Genomic DNA, 14,086 nt, shown 5'->3' on the forward strand with positions numbered 1-14,086 from the left:
GCCTTTAATCTTCTTGGTGTTTTAATGATAAGTGCATTTCTTAACTTAGCTAGTGAGCTAGGTGTTAAATATACTCCATCTTTGGCTAAAAAATTAAGTCATACAATTGGAGAGGATTTGGTAATAAAAAAAATAGAAAAGGAGTTTGATAATGACCTTTTTTCTTACCAGATAATTTCTAATCAAATATCCAACAATACCAGAATAAATGCTCCTTTTGTTGTTAATATAAATGGCTCATATGAACTAATTAAATACTCTAATGGGCTTTACTTTAATCGTACAGGACAGGTCATGTTAAATGACTATATTGGATGTCGATATTTTGAGTTAAGAGAAAATGTTAAGAAAAAGAAACCGGAGGAACTGGTTTCTGATATTGTGAATTTTACTCCTATATGGTCGCTGTTTTTACTTTTATTAACCCCATTTGCTTTAATTACACCTATCTATACAAATATTTTTAATACGCGGCTAATTTATTCAAGCTCTGTTACAACGTTGGTTGTTGTTAGTTTGTTTTTTTTATTAGCTTACGTAATAGAGTTTTTTGCAAAGAAGCATATTAAAGATAAGTGTATTATTGCCAATGGTGAATCAGCATTGAAGTTTGAGAGTTACATCCTTGCCTTCACATCAAAGTATAAAGGTTTTTTTGCGATCCATAGTATTAAAACTGTTGAGCAATATAGGAAAATGGTATGGGATTTTATTCCATATATCGCTTGTGATGTTTTATCCTTTGTGATGTTTTTTATTACGCTTAGTGTTTTTGTTTCTTGGCTTAGCGTTTACTTTCTATTGTTCTATGCCTTGGTTTTTTTTGTTTTCTACTTATATCGTTCTAGACTATACAAGTTGCTTATAGAACAAGAAAACTCTTCAAATGATGTGTTAAAACTTAGGGTTTCAAATATTGCACATAAGGATAGCATTCCATTTATAAATAAATTTAACGTTTTTTCAAAATATCTGAGAGTGTTTGGTGTTTCGCAACATTATGAAGATAAAATAACTAAATTTAATTTTTTCTGGGATGAAATGACTAAGATGGTTTCATTCTTGTCACTTTTTATTTTATTTTTGGTTAGTTTTGTTTCTATATCTGCATCTGAGTTAAACCCTGCGTATATGATAGTTTTGTTTATAATTAGTTCACGATTGTCTGGTTTGTTATCCCAGATTGTAACGAGACTATCATATTTAAAGGCGAGCTTTATTCACCTTCATCAATCGATGGGGAATTTGTTTACAGACGAAGTTCTAAACTCTCATGTTGGTGATGTTGGAATGAGTATTGAAGAGTTAAATAAAATAAAAGTAGTAAACTTGACTATTAGCAGTGACCAAAAAGTATTAGTAAAGAATGTCAAGGCTAAGTTTCATAAAGGTATTTTATACGGAATTAAAGGCCCTGTGGGAAGCGGAAAGTCAACGTTGCTCAAAAGCATATTGGGGTTAAATGATGATTACAAAGGTAAAATAGAATATGACGGTGTAGATATTAATGTCATTGATAAGGCTTTTTTTGAAAATAGAGTCAGTTACTTAACATCTGAAACAAGTTTTCTTTCCGGTTCATTGTATGAAAACTTTTTATTTAGAAACTGTGTATCAAATAAAGTTATCAATAACATATTAAAGGAATGTTTTGGAGATAGGGTCTTTGATTATCAATCACTATACGTTGATGATGTGGAGAATATAGCAATGTCAACAGGGCAAAGACGCAAGTTATTGTTTATGATGTCTCTGCTAGACGAATCCTTGTTATATGTCTTTGATGAGGTATTAGTCAATATGTCTAAGTCTGATATATTAAGATCGATTGAATATTTAAGGAAGTATAATAAGAACTCAATTATTATAATGGTAAGTCATAATGATTCAATATTATCTTCTTGTGATGTTGTTTATGAAATTAATAATGGTTTATTATTTGATAATGCTTAAAAATTAAACTGATAATAAAACGGGAGATATAATAAAGAGATTTTTGCTCTCCCTTTTTATATGTTGAACTAATTTCATAATAAGTTGATTATATAAGTTCATGTCTCTAATTGGATTTCGACATTCCTTAAAATACCTGTTATAAGAATGATTCAATGGTGAATGTAATTTATATTTTTACCGTTGTAGTGATAAAGAAAATCTGAAAGACATAATGATTTTATATTAAGGATCTTAGCTCATCCTATTTAAACCAAAAAATAGACTTATATTCGCCATTCGGAATTTTTCATAAGGAGAGTTGCGGTGAAACTAGCTTGTCAAGCTTGTGGGTATCTGCTTGCACAGGATGCAAATCGTTGTCCCCATTGTCGAACGAAAGATCCTTTCGGGTTCAGTGCAAGAAAGATTAGAAGAAAAAAATGGATCTCAATCATTGTATTTGGGAGTGCGATACTATATTCCCTCTTTGAGTGTATTCAGCGAGGCTATATTCAACGCTTTTGGTAAGCATCAAAAATGTGAGGGTTTCATAATAAAGTGTTTGGTTTTGATTGTATTGAGTTTACACAATGAATACGCAGACTATAGGGTTTAACTTAGTAAAAATTAACGTGAATGTGTAAACTTTCTCACTTTGTTTTGTGTAGTACTTTATGGCGTGAACATAAAAATTATTCCAAATGTAATAATGAACACATCTTGTTCGTATAATCCTATTATGACGTAGGATTAATCTTGCTAGCAGGGCTGGCTATAGCAGTTATTTCTAATAATTAATAACATTAGTACTGTAAGAACTAGTGGCTAAATGTTAATTATTCAGGATTTTTGGTGCTAAAATGCGTATTTTAATGTGTTCAGTATTTTTTCTCCCCATAACTACTCAAGCAATAGAAAACGATGATTTTCTCTCTCATTTGACTGATGAGGACTTCTTATCAGAAAATAACCCTTCGATAGTCTCATTTGGCCTCGGGGCTCATAGAATCAAAGCTGGTAGTGCAAACGGGTTATACTTAGCAGGTATTAAGTCAATCAGAAATAGTAACTTTGGTGTCTACGGTCGAGGTGAATTGATTTCTGATAAATATAAAACAGGACATTTTTGGTCTTGGAATATGGCATTAGGTGCGGGGTACTATGTCTCAGAAGACTTTATACCTGTCATGACGGTGGGGAAATGCTTTTCCAATTATTCTACATGTTATTTCAATTTACGACATCCAACAGCAAATGACGACGATATAGATGCGATTTACTATGGAACAGGTGCTTACTTTAAAGACGTTATCTTTGAACATGGTGTTTGGGAGATAATGACTGATTGGAGTCCATATAAGGGTTATGATGGCATGTCATTATATTTAGGTTATGGTTTTAAGTTCTGAGTGGAAAAAGATATGAATTATATTAAATCATTAATTTCTTGTTGCATTGTTACATGCCTAGTACCTGTATCTTTTAATGTGTTTGCTATTGACTTCATTAGTCATGATGAAAGAAACGAGCTTAGACTAATTGAATCAAAGTACTCTTATGACGATAATTATTTAAGACTGAATGAGCAATTATCATTACATTCATCAAGCGTATGGGATGAAGCTAATCAAATAGAAGCTTACAATGAACTTTCTGAATATTTAAAATCAAAAATTCTTTTCGTCGATGTTGATTCTTCAGAATTTGAGTCAATTAAAAAGCTAATAAACAAACGTAAGGATATTAAAAAAGAATTAGATAGTTATAAAGATTTGCCGGAGAAATATGCTAAAATAAAAGATGATTTCAAAAAGTTAGAATATGAAAAAATAATATTAAATAATGAAAAACGAAAGGTGATGCAAAAAGCTATCTCCAGAATCCAAAAAGAAATAGAGCGTGATAATATATCAAAATCAATTACTGGAGTGACCAAGTGTAAAGTTAATGAAAATCTTAATGGATGTTTATCTCGAAATAAGTCATTAATAATGGAAGATATAGTAGACAACAATGTTTTTCTAACTGAGGGTAGTGATTTTATAGCTTTTACTTATACTGACGCGTCGATAAATCTTGATAACGTATTGTCTTATACCGCTTATTATGAAGCAAAGCCATTGTTCAACTCATCTATTTATAATGAGTTAAATAAAGTGTTTGGGTTTGAGTCAGCTAGAGTTAATTTAAAAAGTAATGTAAATGTAGATTGGTTTGTAGACGGAAAATATGTTGGTAAGGGGACAGATATTTCAGTTACATTACCTTTAGGAACGCATGCTATCCTCGCTACGTTTGAAGGGAATACTCAGTCATCTATTGAAAATGTTCAAAGTGAAAAAGATTACTATTATAATTTAAAACGCTCCCAGGTAAATAATAATGGACCGCTTGTGAATAATAATTCGAAAACGAGCTCATTATTGAAACTCAATGCTTTAAGTGATGTGTTTTTATCTGCATTAACTACTGATGATAAAAAAAAGTTTTATATGATAACTGACAAGAACTCAGTTCCATTACTACTAGAAAGCAGAAAAGCAATTGAGTATTGTTCTTTTTCAGAAAAGTACGAATTGGCAAGTTTAGAAGACTACAAAGAAATAATAGAGAGTAACATAATTAATATTGGCATCTATAATATTAATGCTAATGATCAAGGGACAGGTTATCTTGATTTTGGTAAAGACTTCATACCAAAACATGGTTTAGGGGTTTCAATTTGCTCTGAAGTATAATCTCTATGTTTTATGCTAGTCTTTATTTATATTCAAAATTTCACAATGAAAAAGGGTGGCCGAAGCCACCCTTTGTTATGTTGATTGATAACAATCAATGGTGCAGAATCTGCGCCAAGAAGTTTTGTGTGCGATCTGACTGAGGGTTTTCAAAGAAATCAACAGGGTTGTTTTCTTCAATAATCTCTCCAGCATCCATAAAGATAACTCGATCTGCGACCTCTTTGGCAAAGCCCATCTCGTGAGTTACACAAAGCATTGTCATACCTTCTTCTGCAAGCTCGACCATTACATCAAGTACTTCACGCACCATCTCTGGATCGAGTGCAGAAGTAGGCTCATCAAATAGCATAACTTGAGGGCTCATACATAGCGAACGAGCGATAGCTACACGCTGCTGCTGACCACCAGATAGCTGTCCTGGGTATTTGTCTGCTTGATCGGGGATCTTTACGCGTTCAAGGTACTTCATCGCAATCGCTTCAGCTTCTTCCTTTGGCATCTTTTTCACCCAAATAGGCGCTAGCGTACAGTTCTCTAGTACCGTTAGATGAGGGAAGAGGTTGAAGTGCTGGAAACACATACCAACTTCACGCCTAACCGCTTCGATGTTTTTCAAATCTTCGGTAAGTTCGTTACCAGAAACAATGATTTGACCTTTCTGGTGCTCTTCTAAGCGGTTGATACAACGAATCATCGTTGACTTGCCTGAGCCTGATGGGCCACAAATAACAATCTTTTCGCCTTTCTTCACGTCAAGATTGATGTTCTTTAGTACGTGAAACTCGCCGTACCACTTGTTCATATCCTTTAGCTGGATCATGTAATCTTGTTGTTGCGTCATAATACGTCCTTGAGCTAATTATCGTTTGTGACCGGTGTGCAATTTGTTCTCAAGCCAAATCGAATATCTCGACATGCCGAAACAAAATACCCAGAACACTAACGCGACAAATACATAACTTTCAGTTGCAAAGCCTAACCACTCTGGGTCAGTGTTTGCAGCTTGACCGATACCAAGTACATCAAACATACCAATGATAAGTACAAGACTGGTATCTTTAAATAGACCGATGAAGGTGTTTACAATCGAAGGGATAGTGATCTTAAGTGCCTGTGGCAAAATGATCAGCCCCATCTTCTTCCAGTATGACAGGCCTAGGGCGTCCGCAGCTTCGTACTGGCCTTTAGGAATCGCTTGCAAGCCTCCACGTACAACCTCCGCCATATAGGCTGCACTGAACATTACCACACCAATTAAAGCACGGATTAGCTTATCAGTCTCAGAACCTTCTGCGAGGAACAGTGGTAGCATTACTGATGCCATGAACAGCACGGTAATCAGTGGAACACCACGCCACACCTCAATATATACAGTACAAATACTGCGAATTATAGGCATTTCGGAGCGACGACCTAATGCAAGTGCGACACCGATAGGAAGCGACACTACAATACCAACAAGTGCAATAATAAGAGTAACAAGTAAGCCACCCCATTTGTGCGTTTCTACAACTTCTAGTCCAAACACACCACCGTACAACAGTGCTGCAATGATGAACGGATAGATATTAACGAAGAATAGCCAAATCCATAGGCGCTTAGGTGTTTTCTCATAAGCCAAAAGGACTGTGAAGATCGCTAATGTAATGTAAAACAGGCGAGGTCGCCATAGTTCCTCTTGCGGGTAGAAACCATACATGAACTGTTCCCAGCGCACGCTAATAAATACCCAACAAGCGCCGTCACGAGTACATGCATCACGTGTTGTGCCAATCCAGTCGGCTTTTAAAAAGGCCCAATCCACAATGTTCCAAAGTAGCATGAAGGCTAGGTAACCGAGAACAAGCGTTACAACTGAGTTCACAGGGCCATTGAAAAGATTTTTGCGTAGCCAACCTACTACACCTACGGTATTCGCTGGAGGTGGAAGGTCAGGCTGAAATTGATGTACTTTCATTCTATCTCTCCACTAGCGCTACTTTGCGGTTATACAAGTTCATCAGTGCTGAAGTCAGCAAGCTGAGCGTGAGGTAAACCCCCATAGTCATTGCGATGATCTCAATCGCCTGACCGGTTTGGTTTAGGGTAGTACCTGCAAAAACCGATACTAAGTCAGGGTAACCAATAGCCATTGCAAGAGATGAGTTCTTGGTTAAGTTTAAGTACTGACTTGTTAGTGGTGGGATGATGATTCTTAATGCTTGAGGAATAACAACAAGCTTTAAGGTACGTGAACGTGGTAATCCTAGAGACATTGCCGCTTCAGTTTGGCCGTGGTTAACGGCGTTAATACCTGAACGTACAATCTCTGCAATGAATGAAGCAGTGTAGATACTTAGCGCGAGCATTAGCGCTGCAAGTTCAGGAATAATACTGATACCGCCGCGGAAGTTAAATCCTTTCAATTCAGGCAGTTCTGCTGAAATAGGAGAGCCTGCTAAAAAGTAAACGACCACAGGTAATGCAACGCAAAGTCCCAAAACAATACGTCCCATTGGTGTTTGCTGGCCCGTCAGCTTTTGCTTGTTCTTGGCCCAAATGCCAATCACGATTGAAGCGACAATACCTGCAATAAATGCAGCAACAACAATAGAAGAGCCTTCTTCAAAGACTGGAGCTGGGAAGTACAAACCGCGGACATTCAAGAAGATCGCTTCACCCAAGCTGAGACTTTGCCTCGCAGAGGGTAGGGCTTGCAATACCGCAAAATACCAGAAGAAGATTTGCAGTAGTAAAGGAACATTTCGGAAAATCTCAATGTAAACCGCTGCTAATCGACTAACTAACCAGTTAGAAGATAAACGTGCGATACCCATGACAAAACCAATCACAGTGGCGAGAATGATACCGAAGAAGGAAACCAATGCGGTGTTTAATAGACCGACGACAAACGTTCGACCGTAAGAGAATGTTTCATCGTATTCAATCAGCGTTAGGCCAATCCCAAAGCCGGCTTCTTGATCGAGGAAATCAAAACCCGTGGCGATACCGCGAGCTTCTAAGTTGGTGAGTGCATTATTGACAATGGTGTAAAAGAAGAAAACAAGTGCTGAAATCGCAATGATCTGGAAAACAACAGCTCGAAAGGTGGGATTGTATATAAGGTTAGCGTTATTAGCCGGTCCGTTATCCGCGCTCGACGCCATATTAGTAGGTTTCATACAACTATAACCTCAAATCCATTTTTTATTAAAAAGGGCGGCCAAAACCGCCCATTTTGTGTTGTAACTTTAAAAGTTAACGGATTGGTGGAGCGTACATGAAGCCGCCTGCATTCCACAGAGCGTTCACACCACGAGAAATTTGTAGAGGCGAACCTTCACCTACAGTTCTTTCGAAGCTCTCACCGTAGTTACCTACTTGCTTAATCACTTGGTAACCCCAGTCATCACGGATACCTAGACCTTTACCTTTAGGGCCATCGACACCTAGGATACGTTTGATGTTTGGATCTTTAGATTTCAGCATTTCGTCAGCATTCTTAGATGAAATACCGTACTCTTCAGCGTTAACCATTGCAGAAAGTGTCCACTTAGCAATGTTAAACCACTGGTCATCACCTTGACGAACTACTGGGCCTAGCGGCTCTTTAGAAATGATTTCTGGTAGTACTTGCGCTGATGAAGGGTCTTGAAGGTTTAGACGAAGAGCGTAAAGACCTGATTGGTCAGTTGTTAGCACGTCACAACGACCTGCATCGAAACCTTTAGATGTTTGCGCTGCTGTATCGAATACAACTGGCTTGTATGACATACCGTTATTACGGAAGTAGTCAGCTAGGTTAAGCTCAGTTGTTGTACCAGACTGAACACAAACAGAAGCGCCATCTAGCTCTTTAGCACTTGTAAGGCCAAGATCTTTCTTAACCATGAAACCCTGACCATCGTAATAGTTCACACCCACGAAGTTAAGACCAAGTGCAGTGTCACGGTGAAGTGTCCAAGTCGTGTTACGAGAAAGAACGTCAATTTCACCAGATTGAAGTGCAGTGAAACGTTCTTTTGCAGTTAGAGGTACGTATTTAACTTTTGTCTTATCGCCAAGAACTGCTGCTGCAAGTGCTTGACAGTATTCTACGTCGATGCCTTCCCATTCACCTTTAGAGTTTGGGTTTGAGAAGCCCGGCAAGCCAGTACTTACACCACAAGTTAAGAAGCCTTGTTTAGTTACTTTATCAAGCGTGCTATCCGCTGCAGAAGCGCTAGTAGACATCAATGCAGTAGATGCTGCTACAACTGAAGCAAGAAGTGTTAGTTTATGTGCCATGTGTATCCTTCCTGTATGATCCGTGTTAAATCGATTTTCTCGATGCAACGATTAAGCTCTGTTGTGTTTCTTTATTTGTTTGGTTGCACTGCTCTTTATTGAGTCTTTGTTAAATCAACCAGTTATAAGCGTAGGAAAGGAATTGTGTTTTCACAACTCTATAATTTAAAAAGATTTTTGAATGAACTCACATTTCCTGACAGACATTAGAATGGCGAAATGTTATGGGAATGTAAACAGTGCATAACTTCACAGAATGGGAATGACAGACTGGTGTAATAAATTTATCAATAGTTTTAGGTTTGAAATTTATACAACATGCATTGTTCTAGAATATCTCACTAAAGATCGATTGAAATTTGGTTAAATGTTGAACTAGTTGAAGATAAGGCATCTACGTTTGCCGATGTTTTTGGTAGTATCAAGCTAATAGACCCTTATATACATCAAGGAATGAAATGCAGTATTTTCCTCTATTCGTTAACTTAAACCATAAGCCTGTATTAGTCGTTGGTGGTGGTGAAGTTGCGAGTCGTAAAGTGGACAGCCTCATTAGGGCGGGTGCGAACGTGACTATCGTCTCTCCCCAAGTGGAAGATTATCTTGGAAAGTTAATTGAGAAAGGCGAGTGCCAGTGGATTCAAGGATTTTACTCTCAAGAGTTGCTTGAAACATCGTATGTTCAGGTTTGGGCAACAACCGATAACCCGAGTTTGAATCACCAAGTACATCATGACGCTAAACGTAAGGGTATCTTGGTCAATGTGGTTGATGATTTACCCTACTGCGACTTTATAACACCATCGATGATTAATCGCGGGCGTATTCAGATAGCTATATCGAGTGGGGGAGCTGCGCCGGTACTGATTCGAAACATGCGTGAAAAGCTCGAATCTGTTTTACCTCAAAACTTATCTTTACAAGCCGATTTCGCTGCTTCTAAACGTAAAGACATTAAAGAGCAGTTACCTACTGTCGATGAGCGCCGTAAATTTTGGGAGGCTTTCTTTGCTCGTCCTGATGTTGATACGGCAAACTCAAACACCGAGCTTGAAGTAGCGTATCAAGGAGCATTAGAGCAGGGATTTAGCCGCAAAGGCTCAGTTACTTGGATAGAGTATGGTGGTGATGTCGAGTTATTAACGTTAAAGGCATTACGATTAATGCAACAAGCTGAACTCGCGTTATTTGATAACGAGTGTCCATTTCCTTTTGTCGATTTGGTTAGGCGTGATGCTGAACGGATTGAGTTTGATCACCAAGCTGCATTATCTACACAACTTGAAATTGCAAAGAAAGAAGATAAGAGGGTCGTGGTGTTATTAGCACCGAAATCGACGAATGTGACCTTTTTACAAGGTGAAGACACCATCATTACCTTAGGAAATCAGAAATAGAAAAAGGCCAGATACGTTTTCGTATCTGGCCTTTTTAATTGAAACTAGATGAACTTAGTCACGGAAGTTTTCGTATTGGAATGGTTGACCTAATTCAGCATCACGGATAACAGCGATAACAGCTTGTAAGTCGTCGCGTTTCTTACCTGTCACACGAACTTTTTCACCTTGAATCGAAGCTTGAACTTTCATCTTCTTATCTTTAATCAGCTTGACGATCTTCTTCGCCATAGGCGTTTCGATACCTTGCTTAAAGACAACAATCTGATGCCAGTTTCTGCCTGTTGCTTCTTCACCTTTTGCTTCCATAGCGTTTGCATCAACACCACGTTTTGCTAGGTTACCGCGAAGGATGTCACGCATCTGTTTGAGCTGAAACTCACCTTCGGCGTTTAATCGAACAGACTCATCTTTTTGCATTTCAAAGGAAGCTTCAACACCACGAAAGTCAAAACGGGTAGAAAGTTCACGTGAAGCATTTTCGACAGCGTTACGAAGTTCTACTGAATCGACTTCAGACACAATATCAAATGATGGCATGTTGGAATCCTTATAATTATGAACGTGCTTTAACAGCGTTTGCTAACATTTCAAGCATAGTGCTTGTGTCTTCCCAACCTAAACATGGGTCGGTGATAGACTGCCCGTAAGTTAGGTTATCAAGGTCAGTCATTGGCTGGTTACCTTCTAGGATAAAGCTTTCAGCCATAATACCCGCTACCTGGTTCTTACCTGACTTAATTTGTTCGCAAATATCTTTTGCTACGTCTAACTGCTTTCTATGTTGCTTTTGGCAGTTTGCATGGCTGAAATCAACAACCAAGCGCTCAGGTAAACCAAATTCCGCCAACTGCTTACATGCAGCGTCAACAGATGCAGCATCGAAGTTAGGGCCAGTTTCTCCACCACGCAGAATAACGTGGCCAAATGGGTTACCACTTGTACGATAAACAGTCATGCGACCATTTTTATCTGGCGAGTAGAAGTAGTGAGACGCATGAGAAGCGCGAATAGCATCAATAGCAATCTTAATATTACCATTTGTGCCATTTTTAAAGCCAACAGGACATGAAAGTGCTGAAGCCATCTCACGGTGGATCTGTGACTCTGTCGTACGAGCACCAATCGCGCCCCAAGTGATTAGGTCAGCAATATATTGACCTGTGATCATGTCTAGAAACTCGGTCGCAGTTGCTAGGCCAAGTTTATTGATATCAAGAAGTAGCTTACGAGCTTTGTTTAGACCAGCTTCAAGTGCGTATGAACCGTCTAGGTTAGGGTCAGTAATAAGACCTTTCCAACCTACAACAGTACGTGGCTTCTCAAAGTAAGTACGCATAACGATGAAAAGTTCATCTTTATATTGCTCTTGGACTGCAGCTAGACGCTCTGCGTAATCGATCGCGGCATCGGTATCATGCACTGAACAAGGGCCGACAATCACCAATAGGCGTTGGTCTTCCCCTGAAAGAATATTTTCAATTTGACGACGTGACTGTGCGATACGCTCTGCGACTTCGTCCGTAATAGGGTGTGCGCTTCCTAGTTCTGCCGGAGTTGGCATTGGACCCAGTGGTTGGGTTCTTAATTCATCGGTTTTTAGTGGCATACCACAGCCTGTATTTTTATTTCGAAGCGGTAAAGATAGCGGAAACGCACCGAGGAATAAACCACTTATCGAGAATCTTATTTCTACCAAAGCGTAAATCTGAAAAATTATGCAGTTACATAAAGTATAAATGCTAATAGGCAGCTATACAGATGTGTGATTTTAGTTACATTGTCACGCATTTGTCGTAGGTAGTTCACTATTTAAAAGGTGAATGTTAACAACTTGTTGACTTTGTCCTTTGTTCGCTATGAACTGGTAATACTTTCACTGGTCGGACTAGTTTTATGTTATCACCGCTTACTAAAGCAAATTTATACTTAAATCTCTTTGGCTTTTTCAAAGTCCCTTTCATTTGGCTGGCGCGTCCTAAAATTCTCCATTTAGATGCGGATCGTGTGGAGGTTAAAATCCCTCTAAAACGGCGTACTAAAAATCATCTAAACAGTATGTATTTTGGTGTGCTGGCGGTTGGAGCGGATGTCGCTGGTGGATTTATGGCGATGAGCAAGGCACAAGATAGCGGCAAACAAGTTTCTTTGGCATTCAAAGCAGTTGAGGGGCAATTTTTAAAGCGTCCAGAAGCAGACGTACACTTTATTTGTGAAGATGGTAAGCAGATTGATCAGATGCTAAACCGAACATTTGAAACCGGTGAAAGGGTGAATGAAGCGGTAAAAATTACCGCCATTTGTCCATCTCTTCATGGTGATGAACCTATGGCGGAGTTCTATCTTACTCTGTCACTGAAGAGAAAGGGTGGTTGATTTCTTCCACTTCCATTTGTTCTACAGCCACGATCTTGCTTCGATTAAGAACAATTTTCCAACGGTAGTATTGAGGTTCACCATTGTGGTTGTTTTCTTTTGCTATCAGGTTGATTAAGTGTCGTTTCTCCACTGACTCTCGGCTCACTTGACCGTTGTTGTGGGTGTAGATCTTATTCGCCCCTTTATCCATCAAACGAGTTAATGATCGCATGCTTACAAAGAGTGACTCTCGCGTCTCTTCATAACCACTCATGAACTTAGAGGTCGACATCTCAGTCTTTGAGCTGTAGTGGAGAATTTGCTCTTCTCTCTGAACGACGCGCTTTTTACGAATTGACTTGATACGGTCAGGTAATTTATCCAGAACTTTGTAATCGAGCCATTCAAGTTTCTGGCCAACCGCTTTCTTGGTCGTTGGATCCAAGTAAAGTTTGCGCCATTTAGGTCGCCCTTTACGAATCCAACGCCACATTACGTCGCGAAGGTCATCTTTAAAAATCTCACGTAGTGCGTAGACGAAAGACATCAAGACGATGAATGAGGCTGTAATCTCACCCCAGTAATCTCGTGCAAGGATTGCCGTAATGGTCACGAAAACCATCACGAAACCTGTCGCGCCGCCTTTAACGACGCGCTTCATGTTCTTGCCTAGCGACTGTGTTTTCTCTTGTAAGACAACAGGGTGCTCAATCAACCTTCTTAACAAGCGCATTTTATTACTGAGTCGCGTTACGTCGTCACGTACACTCTTGGAGTTATAGTTATTAAGCTTTCGATGCGCGGCTTCTTTCTCGACAATAGCGAGTAAGCTTTCTTTTAAACTTTTATATTCGCTATCACGGGGCATATGAGCCACTAATGACATGAGACGTTGACCTGTATACCAAGATAGGTAGTTATCAATGTTTGCGTAGTAGCGCTTCAAGCTTTCTTCGTAAGGGATACCACGGCGTAGCTTTTTAAGGATGTCGAGCGATAGTTTGATTACTTCGTCGACTTCATCCGTCGTAACGACTTCTTTGTTGTGCTTGTTAAGCTCGTTGACCGCTTTATCTAGAGCGATAACGTATTGATAGGCGAAAAGACTCAAACTGACACGGTATTGAGTTGAAGAGAGTCGGCCACGTTTTGCAAGTCGACTGTGTACAAGAGGCAAGAGCGTTTTGTCACTGTAGTAAGCACGTTTTTGAGTAATAGACTCGTAGTAGAACTCGCTCTCTTTGAGAATATCAGGGGACAGACCTAGTTCGCCAGGGACGAAAAAATATAAGTCTAAGTCAGACTTTTTGGTCGCTGCCATTGCGTGTGAAATCTTAAGAGTTATGCCGTCCTGCTTATCAACGGTTAACAAAGAATGCTCCTAAAAAA

General features: G+C 39.0%; 12 protein-coding genes. 5 read left to right on the top strand and 7 right to left on the bottom strand.

The window, feature by feature from the left end:
• Positions 1-24: 24 nt before the first annotated feature.
• The 3 genes from AAFX28_RS16295 (at position 25) to AAFX28_RS16305 (ending at position 4,673) form a co-directional block, all read left to right on the top strand.
• Positions 25-1,953: an ATP-binding cassette domain-containing protein gene (locus AAFX28_RS16295; RefSeq protein WP_408689195.1), complete on the top strand. Its 1,929-nt coding sequence runs from the start codon at positions 25-27 to the stop codon at positions 1,951-1,953.
• An 842-nt stretch (positions 1,954-2,795) separates the two neighbouring features.
• Positions 2,796-3,344: a hypothetical protein gene (locus AAFX28_RS16300; RefSeq protein ID WP_408689196.1), complete on the top strand. Its 549-nt coding sequence runs from the start codon at positions 2,796-2,798 to the stop codon at positions 3,342-3,344.
• A gap of 12 nt (positions 3,345-3,356) precedes the next feature.
• Positions 3,357-4,673: a hypothetical protein gene (locus AAFX28_RS16305; protein WP_408689197.1), complete on the top strand. Its 1,317-nt coding sequence runs from the start codon at positions 3,357-3,359 to the stop codon at positions 4,671-4,673.
• A gap of 94 nt (positions 4,674-4,767) precedes the next feature.
• Here the strand turns inward: AAFX28_RS16305 and AAFX28_RS16310 are convergent, their stop codons facing one another.
• The 4 genes from AAFX28_RS16310 to AAFX28_RS16325 form a co-directional block, all read right to left on the bottom strand.
• Positions 4,768-5,517, bottom strand: coding sequence for an amino acid ABC transporter ATP-binding protein (locus AAFX28_RS16310; RefSeq protein ID WP_408689198.1), 750 nt, complete (start codon positions 5,515-5,517; stop codon positions 4,768-4,770).
• A gap of 18 nt (positions 5,518-5,535) precedes the next feature.
• Positions 5,536-6,633, bottom strand: coding sequence for an amino acid ABC transporter permease (locus AAFX28_RS16315; RefSeq protein WP_408689199.1), 1,098 nt, complete (start codon positions 6,631-6,633; stop codon positions 5,536-5,538).
• Between the two features lies 1 nt (position 6,634).
• Complete coding sequence (locus AAFX28_RS16320) at positions 6,635-7,837, bottom strand: amino acid ABC transporter permease (RefSeq protein WP_408689200.1); 1,203 nt, start codon at positions 7,835-7,837, stop codon at positions 6,635-6,637.
• 76 nt (positions 7,838-7,913) lie between these two features.
• Positions 7,914-8,942: an amino acid ABC transporter substrate-binding protein gene (locus AAFX28_RS16325; RefSeq protein ID WP_408689201.1), complete on the bottom strand. Its 1,029-nt coding sequence runs from the start codon at positions 8,940-8,942 to the stop codon at positions 7,914-7,916.
• 458 nt (positions 8,943-9,400) lie between these two features.
• Here AAFX28_RS16325 and AAFX28_RS16330 point away from each other — a divergent pair, with 458 nt between their 5' ends.
• Positions 9,401-10,339: an NAD(P)-dependent oxidoreductase gene (locus AAFX28_RS16330; RefSeq protein ID WP_408689202.1), complete on the top strand. Its 939-nt coding sequence runs from the start codon at positions 9,401-9,403 to the stop codon at positions 10,337-10,339.
• 54 nt (positions 10,340-10,393) lie between these two features.
• Here the strand turns inward: AAFX28_RS16330 and AAFX28_RS16335 are convergent, their stop codons facing one another.
• Together AAFX28_RS16335 and AAFX28_RS16340 are read right to left on the bottom strand one after the other, a co-directional pair.
• Complete coding sequence (locus tag AAFX28_RS16335; protein ID WP_408689203.1) at positions 10,394-10,879, bottom strand: YajQ family cyclic di-GMP-binding protein; 486 nt, start codon at positions 10,877-10,879, stop codon at positions 10,394-10,396.
• Between the two features lie 16 nt (positions 10,880-10,895).
• On the bottom strand, positions 10,896-11,948 hold the full coding sequence (locus AAFX28_RS16340) for a 3-deoxy-7-phosphoheptulonate synthase (RefSeq protein ID WP_408689204.1): 1,053 nt from the start codon (positions 11,946-11,948) through the stop codon (positions 10,896-10,898).
• Between the two features lie 287 nt (positions 11,949-12,235).
• Between AAFX28_RS16340 and AAFX28_RS16345 the strand changes: the two genes are divergently transcribed.
• Positions 12,236-12,715, top strand: a complete 480-nt coding sequence (locus tag AAFX28_RS16345) for a DUF4442 domain-containing protein (protein WP_408689205.1) — start codon at positions 12,236-12,238, stop codon at positions 12,713-12,715.
• Here AAFX28_RS16345 and AAFX28_RS16350 read toward each other — a convergent pair.
• Positions 12,684-14,069 (bottom strand): hypothetical protein, encoded by a 1,386-nt coding sequence (locus AAFX28_RS16350; protein WP_408689207.1) that lies wholly within the window; start codon positions 14,067-14,069, stop codon positions 12,684-12,686. The two genes, AAFX28_RS16345 and AAFX28_RS16350, sit on opposite strands and share 32 nt — an antisense overlap.
• Between the last annotated feature and the right edge of the window lie 17 nt (positions 14,070-14,086).

It is taken from the genome of Vibrio sp. TBV020, assembly GCF_046056895.1.
In the GTDB taxonomy this organism is placed as follows: Bacteria; Pseudomonadota; Gammaproteobacteria; order Enterobacterales; family Vibrionaceae; genus Vibrio.